This window comes from Arthrobacter sp. D1-17, assembly GCF_054130535.1.
In genome coordinates, this window is sequence record NZ_CP096382.1 from 3,197,373 (window position 1) to 3,222,723 (window position 25,351).

21 protein-coding genes and 1 pseudogene are annotated in these 25,351 nt (G+C 65.5%); 7 read left to right on the plus strand and 15 right to left on the minus strand.

Annotation, left to right across the window (positions count from 1 at the left end; all coding sequences use genetic code 11):
* Window positions 1-18 precede the first annotated feature (18 nt).
* Window positions 19-339, minus strand: a complete 321-nt coding sequence (locus tag M1E01_RS14790) for a GYD domain-containing protein (RefSeq protein ID WP_457972315.1) — start codon at window positions 337-339, stop codon at window positions 19-21.
* A gap of 242 nt (window positions 340-581) precedes the next feature.
* Between M1E01_RS14790 and M1E01_RS14795 the strand changes: the two genes are divergently transcribed.
* Window positions 582-899, plus strand: coding sequence for a hypothetical protein (locus tag M1E01_RS14795; protein ID WP_457972316.1), 318 nt, complete (start codon window positions 582-584; stop codon window positions 897-899).
* Window positions 900-941: 42 nt separating this feature from the next.
* On the opposite strand, the gene M1E01_RS14800 is transcribed toward M1E01_RS14795, so the two are convergent.
* From M1E01_RS14800 to M1E01_RS14825, 6 genes are all read right to left on the minus strand, one after another.
* Window positions 942-1,085 carry an MFS transporter small subunit gene (locus M1E01_RS14800; protein WP_457972317.1) on the minus strand — a complete coding sequence of 48 codons (144 nt, stop codon included), beginning with the start codon at window positions 1,083-1,085 and terminating at the stop codon, window positions 942-944.
* A gap of 1 nt (window position 1,086) precedes the next feature.
* Entirely contained in the window at window positions 1,087-2,481 is a 1,395-nt protein-coding gene (locus tag M1E01_RS14805) for an OFA family MFS transporter (RefSeq protein ID WP_457972318.1), read from the minus strand.
* Between the two features lie 133 nt (window positions 2,482-2,614).
* The gene (locus M1E01_RS14810) at window positions 2,615-2,830 is read right to left on the minus strand and encodes a hypothetical protein (RefSeq protein ID WP_457972319.1); all 216 of its coding nucleotides are present in this window, start codon (window positions 2,828-2,830) and stop codon (window positions 2,615-2,617) included.
* Window positions 2,831-3,067: 237 nt separating this feature from the next.
* Entirely contained in the window at window positions 3,068-3,985 is a 918-nt protein-coding gene (locus tag M1E01_RS14815; protein WP_457972320.1) for a hydroxymethylglutaryl-CoA lyase, read from the minus strand.
* Window positions 3,985-5,304: a CaiB/BaiF CoA transferase family protein gene (locus tag M1E01_RS14820; protein ID WP_457972321.1), complete on the minus strand. Its 1,320-nt coding sequence runs from the start codon at window positions 5,302-5,304 to the stop codon at window positions 3,985-3,987. Before M1E01_RS14820 ends, M1E01_RS14815 begins: the two co-directional genes overlap by 1 nt.
* Window positions 5,305-5,428: 124 nt before the next feature.
* Complete coding sequence (locus tag M1E01_RS14825) at window positions 5,429-6,220, minus strand: IclR family transcriptional regulator (RefSeq protein ID WP_457972322.1); 792 nt, start codon at window positions 6,218-6,220, stop codon at window positions 5,429-5,431.
* Window positions 6,221-6,361: 141 nt separating this feature from the next.
* On the opposite strand from M1E01_RS14825, the gene M1E01_RS14830 reads away from it, so the two are divergent.
* The 5 genes from M1E01_RS14830 (at window position 6,362) to M1E01_RS14850 (ending at window position 12,472) form a co-directional block, all read left to right on the plus strand.
* Window positions 6,362-7,207, plus strand: coding sequence for an ABC transporter ATP-binding protein (locus M1E01_RS14830; RefSeq protein ID WP_457972323.1), 846 nt, complete (start codon window positions 6,362-6,364; stop codon window positions 7,205-7,207).
* Window positions 7,204-8,070, plus strand: a complete 867-nt coding sequence (locus M1E01_RS14835) for an ABC transporter permease (RefSeq protein WP_457972324.1) — start codon at window positions 7,204-7,206, stop codon at window positions 8,068-8,070. The genes M1E01_RS14830 and M1E01_RS14835 overlap by 4 nt, the downstream gene beginning before the upstream one ends.
* A 34-nt stretch (window positions 8,071-8,104) precedes the next feature.
* Window positions 8,105-9,184: an ABC transporter substrate-binding protein gene (locus tag M1E01_RS14840; RefSeq protein ID WP_457972325.1), complete on the plus strand. Its 1,080-nt coding sequence runs from the start codon at window positions 8,105-8,107 to the stop codon at window positions 9,182-9,184.
* A 73-nt stretch (window positions 9,185-9,257) separates the two neighbouring features.
* Window positions 9,258-11,255 carry an aconitate hydratase gene (locus M1E01_RS14845; protein ID WP_457972326.1) on the plus strand — a complete coding sequence of 666 codons (1,998 nt, stop codon included), beginning with the start codon at window positions 9,258-9,260 and terminating at the stop codon, window positions 11,253-11,255.
* On the plus strand, window positions 11,252-12,472 hold the full coding sequence (locus M1E01_RS14850) for an MFS transporter (protein ID WP_457972327.1): 1,221 nt from the start codon (window positions 11,252-11,254) through the stop codon (window positions 12,470-12,472). Before M1E01_RS14845 ends, M1E01_RS14850 begins: the two co-directional genes overlap by 4 nt.
* 220 nt (window positions 12,473-12,692) lie before the next feature.
* On the opposite strand, the gene M1E01_RS14855 is transcribed toward M1E01_RS14850, so the two are convergent.
* The 8 genes from M1E01_RS14855 to M1E01_RS14890 form a co-directional block, all read right to left on the minus strand.
* Window positions 12,693-13,451 (minus strand): excalibur calcium-binding domain-containing protein, encoded by a 759-nt coding sequence (locus M1E01_RS14855; protein WP_457972328.1) that lies wholly within the window; start codon window positions 13,449-13,451, stop codon window positions 12,693-12,695.
* A gap of 69 nt (window positions 13,452-13,520) precedes the next feature.
* Window positions 13,521-14,735 (minus strand): GmrSD restriction endonuclease domain-containing protein, encoded by a 1,215-nt coding sequence (locus M1E01_RS14860; protein ID WP_457972329.1) that lies wholly within the window; start codon window positions 14,733-14,735, stop codon window positions 13,521-13,523.
* A gap of 681 nt (window positions 14,736-15,416) precedes the next feature.
* Complete coding sequence (gene ppsA, locus M1E01_RS14865; RefSeq protein WP_457972330.1) at window positions 15,417-17,852, minus strand: phosphoenolpyruvate synthase; 2,436 nt, start codon at window positions 17,850-17,852, stop codon at window positions 15,417-15,419.
* 146 nt (window positions 17,853-17,998) lie between these two features.
* Window positions 17,999-18,817, minus strand: a complete 819-nt coding sequence (locus M1E01_RS14870; protein WP_457972331.1) for a pyruvate, water dikinase regulatory protein — start codon at window positions 18,815-18,817, stop codon at window positions 17,999-18,001.
* Between the two features lie 80 nt (window positions 18,818-18,897).
* Entirely contained in the window at window positions 18,898-19,638 is a 741-nt protein-coding gene (locus M1E01_RS14875) for a hypothetical protein (protein WP_457972332.1), read from the minus strand.
* A 199-nt stretch (window positions 19,639-19,837) separates the two neighbouring features.
* The gene (locus M1E01_RS14880; RefSeq protein WP_457972333.1) at window positions 19,838-20,812 is read right to left on the minus strand and encodes an NAD-dependent epimerase/dehydratase family protein; all 975 of its coding nucleotides are present in this window, start codon (window positions 20,810-20,812) and stop codon (window positions 19,838-19,840) included.
* Window positions 20,809-23,532 (minus strand): alpha/beta fold hydrolase, encoded by a 2,724-nt coding sequence (locus tag M1E01_RS14885; protein ID WP_457972334.1) that lies wholly within the window; start codon window positions 23,530-23,532, stop codon window positions 20,809-20,811. Before M1E01_RS14885 ends, M1E01_RS14880 begins: the two co-directional genes overlap by 4 nt.
* Entirely contained in the window at window positions 23,526-24,548 is a 1,023-nt protein-coding gene (locus M1E01_RS14890; RefSeq protein WP_457972335.1) for a 3-oxoacyl-ACP synthase III, read from the minus strand. The genes M1E01_RS14885 and M1E01_RS14890 overlap by 7 nt, the downstream gene beginning before the upstream one ends.
* Before the next feature lie 611 nt (window positions 24,549-25,159).
* Between M1E01_RS14890 and M1E01_RS14895 the strand changes: the two are divergent.
* A pseudogene (locus M1E01_RS14895) lies at window positions 25,160-25,324 on the plus strand (MFS transporter); the annotation flags it as partial.
* Window positions 25,325-25,351: the final 27 nt, after the last annotated feature.

Here is a 25,351-nt window from a genome sequence, read left to right on the forward strand (position 1 = left end):
CAAGGTGCCAAACCTCCCCTACTGTCCCGGCGCCCGGTAGGACGGCGTCTTCTTGGCGGCTTCGTCCAGGTCTTCGACGGTCAGGAGCGGCTTCAGACGGACGTTGACGCTCCCCGTCGAATTGATCAGCAGCGACAGTGCTGCAGCACTTGCATCGTCCGGCGCCTCGAAAACGCCAAGAACGTCGTAGTAGCCAAATGCGTAGTAGAAGCTCTCCAGCGATCCGCCTACGGATTTGAGGGCCTCCGTCAGGGCGTCACGCCGCTTTGTGCCGCCTTCTTGCATGAGCCCCTTGATTCCCTGGCCCACGTACGTCGCTTCAAACAGATACTTCGGCATGGTCTTTAGCCCTTCTTCATCTGGAAACGGAGCGGCTGACCCCGTTAAGGCCGAAAGTATTCCGGTGTCCACAAGCAGTCAATATGCCGGCATAAGTCATCCCAGGCACCGCGGGAGCCAGGCTGTCACGCGGACCAACACTCATCCAGGGCCGCCAAAGTGGGGCACTTCTCCCCTGTTCGCCGCCGGGCGCAGGGGCTAGCCTGATCTGCATCAGCGTCCACTACCGCCGAGGAGCAGTCATGGCCGGGTTTGTGCAGATCATCGAATTCAAGACCTCCCGCATCGAAGAGATCGAGGAGCTGGGCCGGCCCTCAAGAACCGAGGGAAGCACTCCAGCCACGTTCCGCCACATTGTCGCCACGGCGGACAGAGACCACCCAGGAACCTATTTCACCATCGTCGAGTTCGATTCCTTTGACTCGGCGATGGAGAATTCCGGCCGGCCCGAAACGTCGGAGTTCGCTGCCAAGATGGCGGCGCTGTGCGACGGACCCGTTACTTTCCACAATCTGGATGTCATGTGGGAGGACACCGGAGAAGGTACGGAGAACGGCTAAAAGCAGGACAGCTCTTCTGTACGTCCCGCGCCGAAGATGCCGTTAGCCGAACAGCGCCGCCACGCGGGTCAAAGTCTGAAACACCCCGTAGCCCAGCGGCAGCCCGACGAGCGCCCAGGCCACGGTAAGTTTGCCGGCGGATACTTTGGCGGGCGCCTGCGCGCCGGGGGTGTGTGCAGTGCTCATCTCAGGCCTCCATGGCAGGTACGTGGGCTCGTCCGCGATCGGGGCGGGGTTCGTGGAATCGTGCGTCCACCGGTTTCACCATCAGGTTGGCCAGGAAACCGACCACCAGCAGCGCCACCATGGTCAGCAGCGCGGGCTGGTAGGACGCGGCGTCCAGCTGGCCGGGCTTGCCCTGGGCGTCCAGGAAAGCGTTGACGATCAGCGGGCCCGCCACCCCGGCGGCGGACCAGGCGGTCAGCAGCCGGCCATGGATGGCGCCCACCTGGAAGGTCCCGAAGAGGTCCCGCAGGTAGGCCGGAACAGTGGCGAACCCGCCGCCGTAGAAGGAGATGATGACGAACGCCAGCGCCACGTACAGGACGGTGGTGGTGGAACCGGCCAGCGCCAGCACGGTGTAGAGGACGGCGCCGACGCCGAGGTACACCATGTAGATGCGCTTGCGGCCGGTGACGTCGGAGGTGGAGGACCAGACGAAGCGCCCCACCATGTTGCCGATGGACAGCAGCCCTACAAAACCGGCGGCGACGGCGGCGCTCACCGCGGAGACGCCGTCGGACTTTCGGAAGAAGTCCTGGATCATCGGCGCGGCCTGCTCCAGGATGCCGATGCCCGCGGTGACATTGCAGAAAAGGACAATCCAGACCAGCCAGAACTGTCTGGTTTTGACGGCGTTCCTGGCCGAGACATTCTCCGTTGTGACGAGTTTGGCGGCCTTCACCTTGGCGGGATCGAACCCGCGCGGCTGCCAGCCCGCCGGCGGAACCTTGATGGTGAAGGCGCCGAAGAGCATGTAAGCCAGGTAGACGACGGCGAGGGTCAGGAAGAGCCTGCCCACGGCATCCCCGCTGGCCACCCAGTCCTTGGCGCCTGAGTTCGGGTCGTACAGCTTGAGCAGCGCCGTGGAGACGGGGCTGGCGATCAGCGCGCCGCCGCCGAAACCCATGATGGCCATGCCGGTGGCCAGGCCGGGCCGGTCAGGGAACCACTTGATCAGGGTGGACACCGGCGAGATGTAGCCGATCCCCAGGCCGATGCCGCCGACAACGCCGTAGCCTAAGTAGACCAGCCACAGCTGGTGCGTGAAGATGCCGAGGGAACCGATCAGGAAGCCGCCGGACCAGAACACTGCCGAGGTGAACATCGCCTTGCGCGGGCCGCTTCTGTCCACCCAGGTGCCCATGGCCGCAGCCGACAGGCCCAGCATCACAATGGCGATGGAGAAGATCACGCCAATCTCGGTCAGGCTGGCGCCGAAATGCTTGACCAGGGCCGTCTTGTAGACGCTCGTCGCGTACGCCTGGCCGATGCAGAGGTGGACGGCGAGCGCCGCGGGCGGGACGAGCCAGCGGTTGAACCCCGGCGGGGCAATGGTTCGGTCTCGGTCCAACCAGCTCATAAATACTCCTCGTCAACGACGTCGATGTCCCTGCACCGGTTCGGCGCATGTCCCAGCGGGTGAAGGCGAACGACTTGTTCAGCCGCTGCTGCCTCCGGCAATCATGGTGCACGCCACACTGCGGCGCCGCCGTTCAGCGGCGAGCGGCGGAAGATTCGCGACAAGCGGCAAATTTCTTGCCGCGGAATGGAAGCGGGCGCCACAGGATAAACGCAGCGGGCGGCCGAAAAGGTCGTTTGGTGTCGGACTGATACCACTGCCCGTTTTCAACGCCGACCTTGCCGCCTTTGACTTCGATGGCGCCCATGCCGACGCCGGCACCATCGCCGAGTACTGGCTCGAATTCCACGCCAACAGCGGCATGTTCTACGGCCACGTGCTGGGCTTTAAGTGGTCGGCGACAGGGCGCTGCTGGAGGAAGCCGGCGGCCGGGAGCTGAAGATGGCCCTGTTGAAGGCGCAGGCATGGGAGCCTCCTCAGGCGTGACTTCCCCTTCGACGACGAAACCGCATCCTGAACGGGATCAGGTAGCCGCCTAGCTCCCACTGGCCTCATTCGCCTTGACAAATTCCGTGCCGTGAAAGCACTACGCTGCCGCGGGGAACACCCCTGCCCCTGCCAGTCCGGAACGCGGATCCGTACCGACTATGCCGCAGATCCAGCGGCCCAGTTCCGTTGCCTTCTGCACGTCGATGCCTGTCTGGAACCCGGCACGCCCGAGCATCCATGCGAGGTCCTCCGTGGAGATATTTCCCGCTGCGCCCGGAGCGAAAGGGCATCCTCCGAGGCCACCGACGCTACTGTCAAACACATCGACGCCCGAGGCCATCGCCGCATAGGTGTTGGCCAGCGCAGTATGGCGGGTCTCGTGAAGGTGCGCCCTCAACTGCAGGTCGGTTTCCTCGCGCAGCTTGGCGAAAGTCTCGCCCACCTGCCACGGCACGGCGCAGCCGATCGTATCCGCCAACGCCACCTCCGCCAGGTTCGCGCGACCAATTGCACTGCGGACGACGTCGAGGGTCTGTTCGATCGGGACGTCACCCTGATAGGGGCAGCCAAAAGCGACAGCCGCTGTGACGCTGAGCGGAATGGAGGCCGCGGCAGCGATGCCCGAAACTTCCTCCAGAGCCGCGAGCGCTGCGGAAACAGTGGTGTTCTGGTTGGCTGTGGCGAACGCATCGGTCACCGGGAGCACATAGTTCATCTCGTCCACCCCGGCGTCGACAGCGCGGACGGCACCCCTGGTGTTCAGTACCAGGCCGATATAGCTCACGTCGTCGGTGCGCGGCACCGCCGCCATCACGGCGTCGGCATCGGCCATTTGGGGAACCGCTTTGGGATTCACAAAGCTGACGGCTTCGATCCTCTGAGCACCCATCTGGATCAGCTCTTTGATGAGCCGGACCTTGTCCTCGGTACTCACAGGGGTCTTCTCGTTCTGCAAGCCGTCGCGCGGGCTAACGTCCACGATCGAGACCGGCCTGGTTCCATTGGCAAAAGCCATCAGATTGCTCCTTCGCTTCGCGCCTTCTGCAACTCTTCCTCGGTGAGGTTCAGGAGGCCCTGGTACACATCGGCGTTGTGGGATCCATGCACCAGCGGCCCGTTCCAGCCAATCCGGCCGGCAGAGCGGGTGAGCTTGGGGACGATTCCCGGCTGGACCACGGTGCCCAGCTCGTCGTCAGCCACTTCCACAAGCATGTCCCGTGCTTTGAGCTGCGGGTCCTCGAAGATATCTTCAACGGTGCTCACCGTGCTGTTCGGAACACCGTGTTCATCGAGCAGGCGAACCAGCTCGCCGGCGGAGTAGTGGACCGCCCAGTCGGCGATGATGCCTTCAAGCTCCTCTTGGTTGCGACCCCGCTGCGCATGATCGCGATATTTCGGGTCCGCCGCGAGGCCGGGCATGCCCATCGCTGTGGCCAGGCGCACGAAGACCGAGTCCTGATTGGCCGCTATGACCATCCACTTGCCATCGCTGGAACGGAAGATGTTCGACGGCGCTATCCCCTTGAGCCCCGAGCCGCTGGGTCCGGGGACAATACCGGTCGCGGCGTAGTCGGGCACGGTGCTCTCCAGCAGTGAGAAGCACGCCTCAACGAGCGACACATCGACCACCTGTCCGGTCCCCCCGCGGGCATCCCTCCAGTACAGTGCCAGCAGGATCCCCTGCAGGGCATACAGCGAACCAAGGCTGTCGCCCAGGGAGATACCGGTGCGGGGAGGCGGCTGATCGGGGTAGCCGTTCAGGTGTCGCAATCCGCTGCGTGCCTCGGCGACGGAGGCATAACCCGGTTTTGACGCTTCCGGACCGGTCTGCCCGTAGCCGGAGACCCGAGCAATAATGAGGCCGGGATTGATCTTCCACAGCTCTTCAGGGCCGAGGCCAAGCTTCTCCATGGTGCCCGGGCGGAAGTTCTCGAGAATGACGTCGGCTTCCTTGCAGAGCTCAAGAAAAAGTTCCCGGCCGCGTGGGGCTTTCAGGTCCATCGTGACGCACTTTTTGCCGCGGGACTGGACCGACCACCACAGAGGGCGGTCGTTGACCCGCGCCCGGCCCCATTCGCGCATGGGATCCGGCCGGTTCGGGGATTCGACCTTGATGACTTCGGCACCGAAGTCCGCCATCTGCCGTCCCGCGAACGGGCCGGCGATAAGAGATCCCAGTTCGAGGACGCGCACGCCGGACAGCGGACCGGCGCCATCGCCTGAGGCTTCTGTCCTGGTTGCGTTGCCTGATTGCGTTTCTTCAGCGATCCCGTGGCCGTTCTCGTCCGCGGCGTCCTTGCCACGGTTCATTTTGCCGGTTTCGAAAACCTTCATCAATCTCAACTCCTGATTCCTGACGGCGGACCCAGCAGGCGCCGTACACACCTATCGAGGTCGAAGAGCTCCCCGTCGTACAGGAACCAGTATGCACTCGCGGATTCATATTGTGAACCTCAAATCACGATATGGGTACCGCTTCGGAGGGAAGACTCCCTCCGATCAACCGCGTCGCCTCAGCAGCCGCAGCAACCACGGGCTCTATCCAGGAAGCGCACACGTCGTAGGGCATCCTCATGGTCGGCCCCATCACGGTGAGCGCACCGTAGAGCTCAGCCTGCGGGCCGAAGATCGGAGCGGACAACCCGCTGGCCCCGGAAACCCGCTCTCCGATGGTGATGGCAAAACCGTCTGCACGGGTCTTCGCGACGGCAGCATCAAGGCTTGCTGCGTCCGTGATGGTCTGGTCGGTCATCGACTGGAGCCCTGACCCGTAGACCCTCTCCGCCAGGTCGGGATTCCAGGCGAGCAACACCCGGCCCGCCGAACCGGCATGGAGCGGCATAATATGGCCAACGTCGACCGCCCTTCGAAGAACCCGCCGGGTCTCAGCCAAGGCGACACACACCCTGCTCCCTTGCGATTCCCTGAAGATGCAGACCGTTTCACCCAGCTCATCCCGCAACCGCCGCACCACGGGAGTCAGCAATTCCAGGAAGTCGAGGCCCTGCCGGGCGGGCGCTGCCCAGTGGGTCATACGTATTCCGATCCTGAACTGGTCATCACGTCGATCGAGCATTCCCTCCTGCACCATATTGGTCACCAGGCGCTGCACGGTAGAGTGCGGCAGCCCGGTCTCCGCTCGTATCTCGGCAAGGCTCATCTCAGGCCGCACCAGCGAGAAGGCATCCAGGATGGACGTGATCTTCTTCAGCACCAGCAACGGGGCGGCGGCATTTTCGGTAGGGCTCATGACTCGATCCTAGGTTCCTTCTTCTCTCAGGACGGGGCGCCCGACTGTTTGTAAACCGCTTGTAGTGTGACGAAGCTTACTGCTAGCATGGCGCTCACTATATGATAATCAACTCACAATGTGGTTAGCGGGAGAATAGCAATGACGCAGCCCTCACAGCCTGAATCTTCGAAGTATGCGGTTGAACTCAACGCATGCACCAAGGAGTTTTCAACTCCCGGCGGTGGATCGTACTTCGCTGTCCGGGACATCGATCTCAAGGTTGAGCCGGGACGGTTCGTTTCCATCGTTGGGCCGACGGGATCGGGTAAGTCCACGATCCTCAACATGGCAGCGGGACTGTTGAATCCGTCGTCGGGCACTGTTCATAGCTTCGGCGAGCCGGTCCACGGAGTAAACCGCCGCGCGTCCTACATGTTCCAGCAGGACGCGCTGCTGCCCTGGAAATCGGTCATCGACAACGTCAGCCTTGGGCTCACCATGGCCGGCGTCTCCAAGGCTGAGGCCTACGACGAGTCACGCCGCTGGCTCGAGAAGGTGGGATTGAAGAACTTCGCCGACCGGTACCCCCACCAGCTCTCCGGCGGCATGCGCAAGCGCACCGCAGTTGCACAGGCCTGGATCGTCAACCCGGACATCCTGCTTATGGACGAGCCCTTCTCCGCGCTCGACGTGCAGACCCGCCAGATCATGGAGAACGAACTCCTCCAGCTCTGGCAGGAATCGGACAAGGCCGTCGTGTTCATCACCCACGACCTGGACGAGGCGATTGCCCTGTCCGACGAGGTGATCATCCTCGGGGCCGGACCGGGCAGCACCGTCGTCGGCAGCTACGAGATCGACATCCCCCGCCCCCGGGACCTCCTCGACATCCGCGACGATCCCAAGTTCGTCGACCTCCACAGGGAAATCTGGGGCCGCCTCAAGGTCGAGGTATCCAGGACCTATGAATCAGCACGGGAAGAAGAAGAGAGCGACGCAGCATGACCGTGGCACCAGCTTCAAAGAAAACTCAACGCTTTCCTCTCCGGAAGGAGCAGAGTCCGGCGGCGCTCCAGCGCCCCAAGCGCAAGCGGCCCGAAACGTCGAACTTCGCCATCCGGATGGGGCAACTGGGCCTCGCCGCCGTTGTCCTCGGCGCATGGGAATTACTGGGACGCGTCGGCGTCATCGACCCGTTCTTCTTCCCCCTCCCCTCCGACATCCTGGTGACGGTGTGGGCCTGGATCTCCACGGGCTTCGTCTTCCCGCATCTGTGGATCACCCTGCAGGAAGCGGTCCTCGCATTTATCACGGGTGCGACGGCCGGCCTGGTCCTCGGCTTCCTCCTGGCCCGCGTGCGCATCCTGGAGCGGCTCTTCGACCCGTTCCTGCAGATGTTCAACGCACTCCCCCGCGTTGTCCTCGCCCCGATCTTCCTGCTCTGGTTCGGCCTGGGAATCTGGTCCAAGGTTGCTTTCGGCTTCACCCTGGTCTTCTTCATCGTTTTCTTTAATACCCTCGAAGGCGTCAAGAGTGTGGACCGCGTCCTGGTGGACAACGCCAAGATGCTCGGAGCCAGCGAAAAGCAGCTCCTCCGCCACGTGTTCATCCCCAGCGCCCTGACCTGGATCTTCTCCAGCCTCCACATCAGCGTGGGCTTCGCCATCACCGGTGCGGTGGTCGGTGAATACCTTGGTGCCTCGGCAGGTGTCGGTTACGCCATCGCCCAGGCACAGGGCGTGTTCGACACCGAGGGCGTGTTCGCCGGCATGTTCATCCTGATGGTCGTGGTCCTCATCATCGACCTCGGGGTCAACCGCGTGGAACGACATCTCCTGCGCTGGCGCCCGCCGCAGCAGTCTTCCTAATCCATCCCAGCCCACCCGTCCGAAAGGGACCCCCATGTTCAGCTCCGCAAACCGGCAAGGACGCCGCGTTTTCCCCACTAAGCCCCTCGCCGTCGTCGCCGGCCTCGCCCTTGCCCTGTCCGCCTGCGGCGCCCCACAGTCAGCACCTCCCGGACAGGGAGGCGGCGGGGGCGATGCCGCCAGCGGTGAGACCGTCACCATCGGGATCGGCGGCCAGACACTGCTCACCTACCTGCCCACGACGCTCGCCCAGGAGCTCGGGTACTACGAGGACGAGGGCGTCAAGGTCGATTTGCAGGACCTCCAGGGCGGTTCGAAGGCGCTGACGGCGATGATCGGTGGCAGCACCGACGTCACCAGCGGCTACTACGAGCACACCATCCAGATGCAGGCCAAGAAGCAGCCTGTCAAGGCGTTCGTGAACATGAACCTGTCCTCCGGACTGGCGCTGGTGGTCGCGGAGAAGAACAAGGACTCCATCAAATCCGTCGCTGACCTGAAGGGCAAGAACGTGGGCGTCACCTCGCCGGGGTCCTCCACCGACATGTTCGTGAAGTACCTGCTCTCCAAGAACGGCATGAAGCTGGACGCCGCTGCGGTATCGGCGATCGGTGCCGGGTCCTCGGCGGTTGCGGCCGTCGAGCAGGGCCAGGTGGACGCCGCCGTCATGCTCGAGCCGGACGTCACCGTCCTGGCCAAGCGGCTCGGAACCGAGCCGACGATCATCCAGGATGTCCGCACGCCGGAGGGTCTTAAGGAGGTCTTCGGTACCGATGCGTGGCCGTCGTCGAGCCTGTACGCCACCTCCGGCTGGCTGGAAAAGAACCCGGAGGCTGCCCGCAAACTGGCCGCAGCCATCAAGAAGACCCTGCAGTTCATTGCCGACCACTCCGGTGAGGAAATCGCGGCCAAGATGCCCGAGACCTTCGCCGGCGGCGATCCCAAGCAGTACGCCAAGGTCATCGAGGAGATGAAGGTGGCGCTGAGCAAGGACGGCGCCTTCACCGAGGAGGGCGCAAAAGCCGTCCTTGAGACGCAGCGGGTGGCCAACCCGGAGGTCGGCGAGGCCGAGATCAAGCTCGAGGAAACCTACACCAACGAGTTCGTCAAGTAATCAGGCTCCCCTGCGGCCCGTCGATCCCCCCGGCGGGCCGCAGTTGTCTGTAACACCATCGCTAAGGAATCCAGTGGCCCAGAACCTGACCCAGAAGCTCCTAGCCAGCCATCTCGCGTCCGGCGAGCTGACTCCCGGTACCGACATCACCATCGCCGTTGACCAGATCCTCATCGAGGACGCCACCGGCACCATGACCGCCATGCAGTTCGAAATGCTCGGCGTGGATTCCGTCGCGGTGCCGCTGGCGGTCATGTATGTCGATCACAACGTCCTGCAGATCGACGACAAGAACATGCAGGACCACCACTACCTGCGCACCTTTTCCGCCCGCTACGGGCTGCGCTACTCCCCCGCCGGGCACGGCATCTCCCACTACATCCATCTCGAACACTTCTCCCGGCCCGGTGGTGTCCTGGTGGGTGCGGACTCCCACACCTCTACCGCGGGCGCCCTGGGCATGTTCGCCCTCGGCGCCGGCGGGCTGGAGGTGGCTGTGGCCATGGCGGGTTACGGGTTCGACTTCGTGTGCCCCGCCGTCGTCGGCGTGGAACTGACGGGCACGCTCGGACCCAATGCCGAAGCGAAGGACGTGGTGCTGGAACTGCTGCGACGCCACGGCGTGCGCGGTGGCCGCGGGAAGGTCTTCGAGTTCTACGGCGAGGGTATGGCATCCCTGTCGGTCTCGGCGCGCGCGACCATCTGCAACATGATCATCGAAACAGGTGCCGCCACCGCCGTCTTCCCCTCCGATGACCAGACCCGCGCCTGGCTGCGGGCACAGCGCCGCGAGGACCAGTTCGTTCCCCTGACAGCCGATGCCGGCGCCATGTACGACGACGACGAGCAGATTGATCTCTCGAGCCTCGTTCCGCTCGTGGCGCTGCCGCATTCGCCGGGGAACGTCCGTCCGGTCTCCGAACTGCCGCGTACCGAGGTGGTCCAGGTCTGTGTCGGCTCGTCGGTGAACAGCTCCTATGAGGACCTCGCCACGGTGGCGGCCATCCTGAAGGGACACACCGTCCATCCGGCCGTCCAGCTCACCGTGACGCCGGGGTCGCGGCAGATCCTGCAGACGATCATCGCTTCCGGCGTCTACGAGGACCTCATGGGAGCCGGGGCGCGGATGCTCGAGCCGGTGTGCGGCCCGTGCGTAGGCATCGGGCAGGCGCCAACGGAGGGCGCGCCGTCGTTGCGGACGTTCAACCGGAACTTCCCGGGCCGCAGCGGCACTGCGGAGGACTGCGTATATCTGTGTTCGCCGTCGACCGCCGCTGCCAGCGCGCTGGAAGGCGCGATCGTCGACGCTTCCACCGTCAGCCGCGGCGAGCTCCGCCCCGCCACGCCGCCGCACCCGGAGGTCCACGATCTGCATATTGCCGGCGTCCTGCCCTTGGAGACCCGGCGCAACATCGAGATCGAGCGCGGCAGCAACCTGGTCCCGCCGCCACAACCGGAACCGCTCGCGGCGGACCTCGACGCCCGGGTGCTCATCGTCGTCGGCGATGATATCTCGACCGGCGACATGGCTCCCGACGGCGCCATCGCCATGTCGGTGTGGTCCAACATCGCCGTGTGCGCGCGCTTCATGTTCCGCCGCCTCGACCCTGAATTCCACGACCGGGCCCTCGAATGGGGCGGCGGAATCATTGTTGGCGGGGAAAACTACGGGCAGGGTTCGTCGCGAGAACATGCCGCCCTGATCCCGCTGTACCTGGGGGTCCGTGTGGTCGCTGCCCGGAGCTACGCCCGGATCCACCGCCGCAACCTCATCGCGGCCGGCATTGTGCCGCTGATCCTTCCCTCCGACGCGCAAAGCTCGGCCGGGCAGCGCTGGGTGATCGACGGGCTGGCTGATGCTCTGGCCAACGGTGGCCGCTCCGTCACCGCCCGTGTGGACGGGGACGCGGAGCTGACGCTCGGGCTCGACTTCTCGCCGGCCGAACGCGCTGTCCTCATTGCCGGGGGTCTGCTGGCCCAGGTGCGGACCGGCGGGCGCTCCGTGCTGGCCAGCAACGCCGTCGTACAGGACGACGCGGCGGGCGTTTCGCAGAGCCGATCCGCACGGTGAGGCCGGCAGCCGTCAAACCGGTTCGAAAACCAGCGCGTCGACCGGGACAGCGGGCCACGGCCATCGCTGCGCTGACAACGGTGGTGGCGGTGCTGCCGGTCTTCCTCGTCGGCGGGCTGGCTGTCCAGCTCGAGCAGGACCTGGGCATGACAGCGTCGGCGCTCGGTATCGCGGTGGCCACCTTCTGGGCTGTGTCAGCACTGCTGTCTGCTCCGGCCGGCTATGTGGCGAGCGGACTGGGGCTGCGCCGCGGGCTGCCGCTCGCCGTCGGGCTGGGCTTTGTGGCGCTGGCCGGGATCGCGTTTGTCACTCCGCACTGGGCATGGCTGGTCGTCTGGCTCAGTTTCGCCGGCGCCGCGAACGCCCTGATCCATCCACTGTCCAATGGCCTGATCGTGGACCAGGTCGCGGTCCGCAACCGCGCCTTCTCGTTCGGGCTCAAGCAGGCGGCCATTCCGACGGCGACACTCACCGCGGGCCTGTCCGTTCCGGTATTCGCCCTCACCGTTGGGTGGAACTGGACCTTCGCGCTGGCAGCACTACTGGCGGCGTCCCTGATTCCGGTGCTTTTCCGCACTCTCCCGCGCAGTGCCCCCGTCCGTCGGCGCTCCGGCAAAGCTGCCAGGGAGCCGCTCCCCCGGAGGCTGAAACCGTTCCTTTTTGCTACCGCCGTGGCCAGCGCCCTGGGGGCCGGGCAGGCCAATGTGGTGGGTGCTTTCACTGTCACCATGGCAGTGCAGGCGGGATTCGGTGCCGCTGGCGCGGGCCTATTGCTGGGCGCCGCCAGTGTGGCCGGGATTCTGGCGCGCCCGCTGGTTGGTATCGCCGCGGATCGAGGGATCGGCGGCTCGATGGCCACCGTGGCTCTAATGATGGGGGCTGGGAGCCTGGGGCTGCTCGGCATGGCGTCCGGCTTCCCGATCGCCTATGCAGCCGGAGCCGTCGTCGCCTTCGGTTTGGGATGGGGCTGGAACGGCCTGGCCCATTACGTGGTCTCACGCACGGCGCATCCGTTCACCATCCAGGCCACGGGAATCACGCAGAGCGGAACCTACATCGGCGGAACGCTGGGGCCGTTGCTGTTCGGGATCGTGTTCTCGCAGTTCAGTCCGGCCATTGGGTGGACGCTTGCAGCGGTGGTCGCAGCAGCTGGGGCGGGGGCCTCGCTGGTCGCGTTCCGTTTGGAGAAGCGTTTGCGCGGCGGGCCAGTCGTTTAGGAAAGGCGTGACAGCACGCGCCCACCGCGGAGTTCGCCGCCGCAGCTGAATAATCACTTGAAGTCTCTAAGGGAGGTTGTGCCTGAGGTTCATGTTCTGAGTGGGGCTTCCAGAAGCGCCACAGTCCAAGGGAGGGCGCAACCTCCCGCTTTTAAACCGCAGTGCCGTGGATACCTTCCAGTGAGGACAGGTATCCACGGCACTTCAAACCTTTAGCCTGCTACTCGCAGCCGACACCGTCGCGGTCCCTGTCGAGGTGAGTGCCGTAACCTGGTGCGCCCGCGTAAACCGGCGCGGCTCCCGCTGCTCGAGCAGCGGCGCAGTTGGCGTAGTAGGCGGCCGGAGCGGGAGCCGCGGGCGCTGGTACCGCTGGGGCTGGTGCCGGCTTTGCCGCCCGCGCTGCCGCATCCCGAGCGGCTTGCGCGGCGGCAGCAGCTTGCGCAGCCGCAGCCTGTTCGGCCGCCGCTCGTTCGGCCGCCGCTCGTTCGGCCGCCGCTTTTTCGGCTGCAGCTTTTTCGGCTGCAGCTTTTTCGGCTGCAGCTTTTTTAGCCGCGGCCTTTGCCGCTGCTGCCGCTTCTGCTGCGACCTTCTCGGCTGCCGCTTTCTCCACGGCAGCCTTTTCTGCCGCAAGCACGTCAAGGGACTTGACACCGAGCTCTACCACGGATCCCGTGTCCGCGCTGGTGCCTTCGGTGGGGTCCTGGGTGATCACCTGCCAGTTCTTTTCCACAACGATCGACTTGCCATCGACGATGTCCACGGCCTCCACTTCGAACCCGAGATCTTCCAACTGCTCTGTGGCTTTGTCCAGAGTCAGGCCCACAACGCCGGGAACCGTAACCTTCTGAACGGCCGTGGCGAGGGCGGCGGCAGCGGCTGGCTCTGCTGCCTCCTGTTTGGCTCCCCCACAGCCAGTGAGCATGAGGCCGGTGAGCACAATAAGGGCGAGAGTCCTCTTAGAGCTTCCTACTTTTGTCATTGTTTCCCCCTAGGAGTGTTTTGTATTGATGGTGAGAATGAGATGTGTAGTCCCCGAAAAGCTCAGTGGCTACTCGCAGGCCACGCCGTCGGAGTCGCGGTCCAGGGCCGGCCGGTACCCAGCTTGTCCCGCAAAAAGCGGTGCAGCGCCTGCGGCTCGGGCGGCGGCGCAGCTGGAGTAGTAGGCAGTTGCGGGTGCAGGCACTACAGGAGCAATCGGAGCGGGGACTGGCGCGGCCGGAACAGGAGCGGCAGGTGCAGGTGTTGCCTCAACCGGCGCAGGAGCCTGTACGCTCGTCGGCGCCAACTGCTCTAAGCAGGCGCCCAATATCCGTACCATGGCATCGTGCTCCGCCTGCGTCACCCACAGGCTGTACGTCGCCTTCACCAAGATCTGCCGCACGACATACTCGCACCGGAACCCCTTGTTGGGCGGCAGCCAAGTCGCGGCGTCGCCGTCGCCCTTCTTCTGGTTGGTGGGGCCGTCCGTCGACTGGAGGTTCAGCGGATCATTCGCAAAGGCAGTCCGCTGCTCGGTAGTCAGCTGCTGTGCGCCCTTCTGCCAGGCGTCGCTCAGTGCCACCACATGATCAATCTGCACCGCGGTACTGGTAGCCTGCCCGCGCAGGAAGTTGATGCTCGTGCCCGTATACGGATCCGCCAGGGTCCCCGACTTCACCTTGCACGGCGCGCTGTTGACGTAGGTGATCGCTGTGAGGTCCCGCTTGAGCATGTCGTTCCGCGTGTCGCAGCCGTTGCGGTCAGCGTCCGCCCATGCCTGCCCAAACAGCGCTCGGTCATACCCGGTCTTCGGCGCCCTGCCCTTGACGGGAAGGGTTGCCAGCAGGTCCAGTGCCTTCGTAGCGTAAGCAGGCTGCCCGTTCGGTGCCGACGCCGAAGTGCCCTGCGCCGCCACGGCAGCAATCTCCGGGTTCAGCGGCGCGCCGGATTCCGTAGCAGTAGGAGCGGCCGACGGCTTGGCGCTGGCTGAAGCGGTTGGGCTCGCACTGACGGGCGCGGCTGACACTGTGCTGTCTGACGCGGCAGCTTCCAAGTCCAGGGTGGCCACTGGCGGCAGGGCGAGGCCACCGGCGATGAAAAGGGCGAATGACGTGACGAGCGCTACGGCACCCGCTTTGCGTTTTGCGGGCAGCATGGCCCAGGAGCGGCGTCCGGTCAGGAGGACGTACATCCCGGTGAGCCCAACCGCGATGGCCAGGAGTACCAGCGCGAGTCCGATTCCACTGCTGAGCGCCCCCAGAAGCGCGAACAGTGCGGTGATCATTCCTACGATGACGGTGGAGGCATATGGTTTACGCGGCGGCTTCGGCGTCGGCGAGGACGGTGATGAACCCAAAAGGGCGTGGTAACTCGACAATCAATTCCCCAATAAAGTGGGCTTACGCAGGCCCATGGTTCGCCGGTTCGTTTAGCCGACTAACGTATTGTCGCCAAGCCTAGTTTGCTCATAGGTGCAGAAGCCGAAACCTGCAGGATCTTGGCCAGATGTTGCGCTCTTCTTGATGCGATCTTGAGCCTCGTTGTCTCAGTTGGGCTTCTGCCCGTAACAATTGATTGGGCCGCGCGAGGACCGCGGGGCGACGCTGACCCAGCGGACCTTCGTGCCGACTGCCGGGCACCGCCGGCAGTCCGTGGGCCCCTTCCTGCTCCTCCAAGTAAGCAACTCAAGGCCTCACAAGCGCCGCCCTCCAAGACCAGCGGCCGCGAGGGTGAAGTTCAGCGGCTTATCTACGAACTCGCCCTCCTTGCAGCCAGGCAGTGTCCCCAATAATCCAAGTAGGGCCCACCCGCGCCATCTTTAGAGCCAAAGCCCGCGGGCCGCCGTCGTAGTTCACGACGGCGGCCAGCTGGCTAAGCTGCAAACCCGCATAAGAGGGCCGCACCATTTAAAGCCGCGCACCGCCGTCGGAATGCCCGACGGCGGCACGAGAGTCAGCCTAGGGGGTCAGACCGCCCCCGCCAGGGCCACGGGCTCAGCCTCGGCTGAAGCGCCCGGGGAAACGTTGGCCGCGACGTCTGCGAGCCGGAGCCAGGTGTCCACCACAGTGTCCGGGTTCAGCGAGACGGAGTCGATGCCCTGATCCACCAGCCACTCGGCGAGGTCCGGGTGGTCGCTGGGGCCCTGGCCGCAGATGCCCACGTACTTGCCGCGTTCCCGGCAGGCACTGATGGCCATGCTGAGGAGCTTCTTGACGGCAGGATCGCGTTCATCGAAACCTGCGGACACGATCGCCGAGTCGCGGTCCAGGCCCAGAGCCAGCTGGGTCATGTCGTTGGAGCCGATCGAGAAGCCGTCAAAGTAGTTCAGGAATTCGTCGGCAAGCAGCGCGTTGGAGGGTAGCTCGCACATCATGATCACTTCCAGGCCGTTCTCGCCCCGGCGCAGCCCGTTCTCGGCGAGCAGCTCGATGACGCCGCGGGCTTCTTTCAGGGTCCGCACGAAGGGGATCATGATCTTGACGTTGGTCAGGCCCATCTCGTTGCGGACGAAGGACAGGGCTTCGCACTCGAGGTCGAAGCAGTCGCGGAAGGACGGCTCCAGGTAGCGTGAGGCGCCACGGAAGCCGAGCATCGGGTTCTCTTCGTGCGGTTCGTAGGCCGGTCCGCCTAGGAGGTTGGCGTACTCGTTGGACTTGAAGTCGGACATGCGCACAATCACCGGTTCCGGCGCGAACGCGGCGGCGATGGTGGAGACGCCTTCGGCGAGGCGCTTGATGTAGTACTCGCGTGGGCTGCTGTAGGCGGCAATGCGCTCCCGGATCTGCGCGGCCACGTCCTCCGGCTGGCTGTCCAGGTTCAGCAGCGCCTTGGGGTGGATGCCGATCTGGCGGTTGATGATGAATTCGAGCCGGGCCAGGCCCACGCCGTGGTTGGGCAGCTGGGCGAAGGTGAACGCCTGCTCCGGGGTTCCCACGTTCATCATCACCTTGACGGGGGCCTCCGGCATCTCAGTGATCCCGGTTTCCTCCACGGTGAAGTCCAGCAGGCCTTCGTAGATGACGCCGGTCTCGCCGTCGGCGCAGGAGACGGTGACCTCCTGCCCGTCGGACAGTGCGTCCGTGGCGTGGCCGGTTCCGACGACGGCGGGGATCCCCAGTTCCCGGGCGATGATGGCCGCGTGGCAAGTCCGTCCGCCGCGGTTGGTCACGATCGCGGAGGCGCGCTTCATAATCGGTTCCCAGTCCGGGTCGGTCATGTCAGCCACCAGGACGTCGCCGGTCTGGAACGAGGCCATCTGGTCGATGGCGGTGAGGATGCGGACGCTGCCGGCGCCGATGCGCTGGCCAATGGCGCGGCCCTCGGCCAGGACCGGGCCAGTTTCGTTGAGGCGGAAGCGGCTCTGGCTGCCGGGGGCGCGGCGGGACTGCACCGTTTCCGGGCGTGCCTGCAGAATGTACAGGCCGCCGTCGATCCCGTCCTTGCCCCATTCGATGTCCATCGGGCGGCCGTAGTGGTTCTCGATGGCCACGGCGTGGCGGGCCAGCTGCTCCACATCCTCGTCACTGAGGCTGAAGCGGTTCCGCAGGGATGCCTCCACCGGGACAAAGTCGATGGTGCGGCCGATTTCCTGGCTGGACGTGTACGTCATCTGCAGGGCCTTCTCGCCCAGACCGCGCTTGAGGATGGCGGGCCGGCCCGCCTGCAGCGCCGGCTTGTACACGTAAAACTCGTCCGGGTTCACGGCACCCTGGACCACGGCCTCGCCGAGGCCGTAGGAGGAGGTGACGAACACGGCGTCCTGGAAGCCTGATTCGGTGTCCATGGTGAACATGACGCCGGAGGCCCCGACGTCGGAGCGCACCATCCGCTGCACGCCCGCCGAGAGTGCCACGTCGGCGTGCTCGAACTTGTGGTGCACCCGGTAGGCGATGGCGCGGTCGTTGTAGAGCGACGCGAACACGTCCTTGATGGCGGTCAGGATGTTCTCGATGCCGCGGACATTCAGGAAGGTTTCCTGCTGCCCGGCGAAAGACGCGTCCGGCAGGTCTTCCGCAGTCGCGCTGGACCGGACGGCCCAGGAGAGGTCCTCGGAGCCGCCGTGCTTCTCCACCAGCTCCCGGTAGGCATTCCGGAGCTGCTCCTCAAAGTCGGGGAGGAAGGGGGTCTGCCGCACCAGGGCCCGGATGTCGTGGCCGGCGGCTGCCAGGGCAGTTACGTCATCGGTGTCCAGGCCCACCAGGCGGTCGGCAATGTGCTGGTCCAGCCCCGACTCGGCCAGGAAGCGGCGGTAGGCATCTGCAGTGGTGGCGAACCCGTCGGGCACCTGGACGCCGGCGGAGGTGAGGTTCTGCACCATCTCGCCGAGGGAGGCGTTCTTGCCGCCCACCCGGTCCAGGTCCTTGAGCCCGAGTTCCGAGAACCACAGGATGTCTGTTGCCATAGTTACTGCTCCTTCGCAGAGGGTGAAATGCCAAGGCCCTGCTCCCGGCGGTGGCCGGTTATGGGCATAAAGTCCCCTCCACACTGGCAGGCCAATGAGAGGCGCGCCATATGATGTGCGCCACACCGACTTTGTGAAACTTTTCCCTAGTGCTTGAGGTTCATCTTCTGCAGGATGGTGGCCGCCATCTCCTCGACGGACACACTGGCCGAATTAAGGTACGGAATCCCGTGGTATTCGTAGAGCCGCTCCGCGCTGCGCAGCTCGAACCCGCACTGGCGCAGTGAGGCGTAGGAGGAGCCGCGGCGCCGTTCGGCGCGGACCTGGCTTAGCCGCAGCGGGTTGGTGGTCAGGCCGAAACATTTCGACACGAACGGCTTCAGCGACTTGGGCAGCCCTTCCCGGGCAAAGTCCTCCTCCACCAGCGGGAAGTTCGCGGCGAAGATCCCGTGCTGCAGCGCCAGGTACATGGTGGTGGGCGTCTTCCCGCAGCGGGACGGGGCCACCAGGATGACCTGGGCCTTCTCCAGCGCACGCAGGCTCTGGCCGTCGTCGTGCTCCATGGCATATTCGACGGCGGCCATCCGGGACTGGTAGCGCGCAGCGTTTCCCAGGCCGTGCGCCCTGCCGGGTTCCCCGCTGGCGTGACTGCCCAGTGCCTGCTCCAGCTGTTCCACGTACGTGCCGATGAGGTCCACGATGGTTCCCTTGCACGCGGACAAGGTCTGGCGGATTTCACTGCTGACCGCCGTCGAAAAGACGAGCGGGGCAGGTCCGGCGGCGGCGGCGCCGTCGATGATTTTGACGACGGACCGCGCCTGCTCAACCGTGGTGATGAACGGGATGGTGATGCGGTCGAAATTGTTCCCGGGGAACTGCGTCAGCAACGTGTTGCCCAGCGTTTCCGCGGTGATGCCGGTGCTGTCCGAAAGGAAATAGACGGGCCGGAGAGCGTCAGTGGTCATGAAATGACCTTAGCGGGCCGTGGCCGACCGAACTGCGCCGGACCTCGCCCTGCTCACTGAACACCCGGGGCAGTAGTCCGCTACGAGCTGAGCTGCCCTGGCCGTTCGTTCTGCCGCCACGCCATCACGACAAGCCAAACCGTCCATGCAAGAGTGAGGCAATACCCGGCCAAAATCGCCACCGTATTGGTCTCGGAGAAGCCCTCGATCCCGAGCACCCAGCCCTGCAGGAAGTAGGTGAGGCCAGACAGCCCCATCAGGAACCCCAGCACTTTCGGCAGCCTTGCCGTGAAGGCAACTGCGCTGCCGAGCAACACCAAAGCGAAACCAAGCATTATGGTGTGATAACTCCTGATTCCCCACTCAATCCATCGGATTACCTCGGCACTGGCGAAGCGATCCCCCGACTCGGCCTCGGGTGCCATAGCCCAGGCAACTACTGCCCGCTTGAGTGCGACACCGTCCACAGCTTGCAGGACTCCGTAAAGACCGAGGGCCAGTGCGGCAGAAACGGCACCCAGCCGCGCTACCCAGACCGCGCTTCCCTCTCGGATATCCAGAGCAAAGTAGAGTACAAGGAGTCCGGCGACGAATAGTGCCATGCCAGCAAATTGCCCCAGATGGACAACGATCCAGTTCGTGCTTGCTGCGTATTCTGTGAAAATCAATCTGTGGTTGTTGGCTGGCCCACCCGCGTGAAAAAGGGTGGCTGTCACGAACGTCAAGAAGCCCGCGATCGACAGCGATGAAGCGAGGCGAAGCGGCCTGCCATGATACCGAGCCTGCTGATCCTTAAAGCCGGTCGGGTTTAACTTTTTCATTATTGATCACCAGCCTTTGGCGTCGACATTTCCCCGCGGTTACAAAACAGGACTGCGCGATAATTGTCACGCTGCTTTTGAATGACCGAAAGACGCCTGGACCACGATTTTTTCCCATATGAGTGCGACGTACTTTCGCATTCAGCCGCCCACTTGTGCACGGCACGGCTGGACACTCGACCCTCAGGATCGGTACGCCCTAACGCTGAGAACCATAGTGCTCCGCCAGCCTAGCCAGCCCCTCATCAATCGAGAGAGCGGGGGTCCAGTCGAGGAGTTCCCGGGTCTCACGCTGGTCGAACCAGTGGGCGGTGGAGAGCTGCTCGGCGAGGAACCGGGTCATCGGCGGCTCCTCTTTCCTTCCGGCCCAGGTCCACAGTTTCTCCACCATAGCTCCCGCCACCCGTGCCACCGCACCGGGCACGGACCACGACGGCGCAGGAACGCCTCCCGCCGCGCAGATGCCCGCCAGCAGCTCCCCCACCGGCCGCGGCTCGCCGTTGCTCACCACCAGGGCCCTGCCGTGCACGTCTTCCATCCGGTGCAGCGCAGCGACGATGGCCGCGGCGGCGTTGTCCACGTAGGTGGTGTCGATCAGGGCTGCACCGGAGTCGAGCAGCGGCAGGCGGTTACAGCTGGCCCGTGCCAGGACCCGTTCCACCAGCTGCGTGTCCCCGGGGCCCCAGACGATGTGGGGCCGCACGGCTGCGACCCGGAATTCGGGAGCGTCGGCAGCAAGCGCCAACAGCTCAGCCTGCGCCTTGGTGCGTGAGTAGTCGCCGTGCGCGCGTTCCGGGTCCGCCGGCTCCGCGCCAAGGCCGGCAATGGCGGCACCGGAGTTGGCCACAGACGGGGAGGACACGTACACCACGTCCCGCACCCCCGTCGCACGGGCGCGATCGAGCAGGCGGCGGGTTCCTTTGACGTTCACCTCATCAAACTCCGCGGTGCGGCCCGTGAAGGAAACCTTCGCTGCCAGGTGGATGATTCCTTCTGCGCCTTCGACTGCTTGGCCGAGCCGTTCATTGTCCGTCAGGGACCCGCGGAAGTCCGTGGCGCCGTCGACCCCTGACGGACGGCGCTGGAAGGTGGTGACGTCATGGCCCTGGCGCACCAGCAGCCGGGCAACTTCTCCCCCAAGCAGCCCGCTTGCTCCGGTGACGAGGACCCTCATGGTTTCCCTGGCCGGCCGCCGGCCAGCACCCGCGTAGCCCAGCGGGACAGCCTGCTCCTGTCGATCTTGGCGTTGTGCCGGATGTCGGTGGGCTGTGCGGGGACTTCCAGCACTGCGGACACCTGGACGCCGGCCTCACGCGCTGCCCTGCGGACACTCCCGGCGAGCTGCGGTGCAGCAGGGCCGGCTTTCCGCGCCGCCGGGACGGTCTCGACGACGGCGACCACGGCCTGGGTGCCGCCCGGACCGACGCCGGTGACGGCCGCAAGCCGGACGCCGTCCAGGCGTTCGATGGCCTGCTCCGCGCCCACGGGCGTCACCACAGCACCAGGCGCCGTAACCACATGTGCGAGGCGTCCCTCCACCCACATCCGGCCAGCGCCGTCGAAGTGCCCCACATCGCCGGTGCGGTGCCATCCGGGCACGCTGCTGCTTTCCTGCTGGGTCAGCCAGAGCCGGTCGTACGCTTCCTTGACGTGCGGGGCGCTGACCAGGATCTCGCCCGTCACGCCCGGCTCGGTCACAGGTTGGGATCCTGGTGCGGTGCCATCGGCCGCAAGCGGCACGACGGCGACCCGTGCGCCGTGCACCGGCCACCCCACGCACACGCCGTTGCCTGCTCCCGCCACAGTGCCGGCGGCAGCATCGGCGTCGGCGGCCTGGATCTGTTCCAGGCTGATGTCGGTGACCGGCAGCGCCTCTGTCATCCCGTACGGGGTATGCAGCGAGGCCCGGGGCAGCAGCCGCTGCACCTCTGCCAGCAGCGGTTCCGGGACGGGCGCGCCGGCAGAGAGCAGCAACCCGACGCCATCCAAAGCTTTACGCCCTGCTTCGTCCAGGTCATCCCGGGTGGCAAGGACGTTGCGCAACGCCGCCGGCGAGGCGAAGACCACCGTAGCGTCGATCGCCGCGGCGGCGCCGGCGAGCGCGCTCGCGGTCAAAGTGCGGGGCGCGGTGACGTCCATGGCCGGCGTTACCGACACTGCTCCGAGTGCCGGTCCCAGCAGCGCGAACGGCGCAAAACCGGCCACAAGCCGTGCACCGGGACGGATTCCGAAGGTTGCGGCCACCGTGTCCCGCATCGCGGCCAGCTGCCGGTGGGCATAGAGCACGCCCTTGGCGGGGCCCGTCGAGCCGGACGTGAAGAGTACGGCGGCCGGAGCATCCGGATCCACGCTGTCCCCTGGCTGCGGTGAACCGCGGCCGGCACCGGCATGTGCCAGGGCCTCGAGGGAGGCTTCGACGCCCAGCATGCGGCGGCGGGCGGCCGGGAGCTCCCGCACACTGATCCGACGTCCCGGCCAGCCGAGCACTGAGGCGGCCGCGAGCGCCTTGTCGATGCCGATAATGAAATCCGGGGTGGCGCCTTTTACGGCGCGGCTGAGGCCTCTGGTTCCCAGTCCGGCGTCGGCCACCACCACCACGGCGCCCAGCCGGAGGCAGGCGTAGAGGGCGACGGTCAGGTCCACCCCCGGCGGAACCATCAGGCTGACCCGGCTGCCGCTTGCCACGCCGGCTTCCCGCAGCCCCTCGGCCAGGTCCAGGATGTTCCGGTCCAGCTGCTGCCAGCTGAGCGAGCGGGCCACCCTGCCGTCCGGCGCCATTTCCGCGACGGCGGTGTCCGCTCCCGCGGATCCTGCCGCCTGCTTGCCGAGCAGGTCCCACAGGGGCCGGAATTCCGCCTGCTCCGGCTCAGCTTTGTCCGGCCGCTGGCCGGCGGGCGTCATGGCGTCCGCTTCCGCGGATGAGTTTTCGCGTGCGCCAACTTTTCCGGCGCCAACTTTTTTGGCGCCAACGTTCTCGGCGAGCCACTGGAAGACCGGCGCGGCAATGTTCCGGTCCTCCGCTACAAGATGGCCGGCGCCTTCGAAGCGGTGCACATCGGCGTGTGGAAGCCGGCTGATGAGGTCATTGAGGTACCGGTCCGAAAAAACGGGATCGCGGGGGCCCCAGAGCATCAGCGCCGGTACCTCCAACCCGCGCAGCCCTTCCGCGACGCCGGTGAGCGCGGAAAAACTCGGGTGGGAGGCATCCACGGGGATGTCCGCCACAAAGTTTCCTACGCCAGTGCGGCGGCGGGCTTCGCGGTAGGGAGCCATGTAGGCCTTGCGCACGCCGGCGGGCAGCGGCGGGTGGGCGAGCGAGTGCGTCACCCGAAGAAACGCGTCCGTCGTCGTCGTTCCCCAACCGTGGACGGCGGGGTGCAGGGCAAGCCGCAGGGCCGGCGGGATTGCCGACTCGGAGGGTTGGTGGACCGCCGTGTTGGTCAGCACCACCCCGGCGAGGTGCTGCGGGTGCGCCAGGGCCCAGCCCAGGCTGATCACGCCACCCCAGTCGTGGCCCGCTGTCACCACAGGCCCGTCGAGGTCGAGAGCGTTGGTCAAGTCACCCAGGTCGTTGATGCGGTCGGCCAGGCGCCGGAAGGTGCCGGTCCGCTCCGAGTAGCCCATGTCCAGCTGGTCCACCGCCACCACGCGCCACGGGTGGGCGGGATCTGATCCGGCGGCCAGCAGCGTCCGCCACAGGTACGACCAGGTGGGGTTGCCGTGCACGCACAGCAGGGTACCGGCGGGAGCCAGGCCGAGGCGGGAGAGCTGGGCGCCGTTGTCCAGCAGGTGCCAACGGCGGACAGTGCCCGGGGCATCGGCGTCAGAGGTGGAGGCAACGTCAATCTCCCGCGACCATTCCGGGTCCACGCCAGGCCAGTCTGCGGTTACCAAAGAATCTCCAGCATGGCGGTGTTCAACCCGGATCCGACGCCCATGCACAGGACCCGGTCCCCCGTTTCAAGGGATTGGGCCTCGGCGGCGAGGGTCATGGGGAGGGAGGCCGGGCCCACGTTGCCCCAGCGCGGGAATGTGATGGGCACCTTCGCGGGGTCCAGGTCGATGGCGTCGATAATCGCCTGCGTGTAGGCATTGCTCACCTGGTGCGTGACGTAGCGGTCCATGGCGGTCCAGTCCCACTCCGGCCGGGCTTCATGCCAAGCGTCGACAACGAGCTGGAGACCGCCGTCGAGCAGTCCTTTCGTGTCGGTGGTCATGCCGTCAAGGCCGCCCACGCACAATTCATGGTGTTCGGTGCCGGCGCGCATCACCCCGCCGACGATCCGGTGAGCACCGTGATGCTTGTCTGCGGGACCCAGGACGGCGGCAGCAGCTCCAGAGCCCAGGGTGAGCGTGGCAAACTCCCGGTTGAAGTCCTCCCGCGTGGTCTCGGGCCGCTGGAGGCGGGCCAGCGTGGCCTTCTGCGTGGCCTCGGCATCCTCGGCGTTGACGATCACCGCGTACGTGATCTGCCCCGAGTCGATCATGCTGGCCGCCAGGGTCAGGCCGTTCACGAACCCCAGGCAGGCGTTGGCCAGGTCGAAGTTCATGGCCGACGACGGCAGGCCGAGTCCGTGATGGATCTTCACCGCGACGGACGGTTCAAGGTTCCGCCGCGTCACCGAGGTGTTGATCAGCAGGCCGACGTCTGACGGTTCGACGCCGGCCTCGGCCAGGGCTTTGGCGCCCACCTCGGTGGCCGCATCATCAAAAGAGGTCCCGGCCGCCCACCAGCGCCGGTGCGTGACACCGGCGACACGCTCAAGCAGCCCGGGCGGGAAGTTCAGCCGCTGCAGGGTCGAAGCCAGCCTGCGGTCGAAATCCGTAGAACTTACGATCCTGGGAGCCTCGACGCTGCTGACCGAGAGCAACGCGGTGTTGCTATGCCGGAAGGTTGCATTCCCTGCCAATGAAAGCCCCTGTTCGTTTCCGTCCTACATTGTTGCGGTGACTTTACCCATAAGCGCGCGTTCCTGTTGAAAGTACCGCAACAACCCGGTCGTACACCCCGAGCCACACCTGGCCCCGCCGCTAGCCGACTGACCCGAAACGCCACTGGTAAGCATGCTTAGAATATAGTTGTATCGACAGGCGAGCCCATATATGACGCGCCCCCGGCATGATTACTATGCCGGGGTTTCCGCTTTCCGCCTCTGTGACCAGGTCACTTCTGGTACTCGGACAGTTGGCGCCGAATTCGTCTTCGCCCTCAGTCGACCTGAAACATGCACTGGCAGTCCCTGCCTCGCCGCGAATAAATCCAGTAACTTTGTGGTTGGAACTTCCGGGCCAGCGACGTCCCTCTCCGCTCCTCCCTTTGAATGGGTCCGCTCCCCCATGTCTTCCGCCCTGCCCCTGCCTGTGCCCATACGCTTCCCGCTCGCCGCGATGCTGGTGCTCGCCACCATCGCCTTCACGGCCATCACCACCGAACTGCTGCCCTCCGGTCTGCTGCCGCAGATCAGCGAGGGCCTGGACGTCTCCGAGCCCGTGGCCGGCGCCGCCGGCCTGGTCAGCATCTGCCGGCCTCGGCGCGGTCGGCGTCTACAACCAGACCGCCATCCTCCGGGCCGGCCGCGAGTACAAAGACGCCGCCAACGGCCTCACCGTGTTGACCATTCAGCTCGGCATCACCGTCGGCGCCCTCTACGGCTCCGCCGCCCTGGTCCTGGCCGGCCCGCTCCTGGATGATTACCGTTGCAAGCCGACAGGC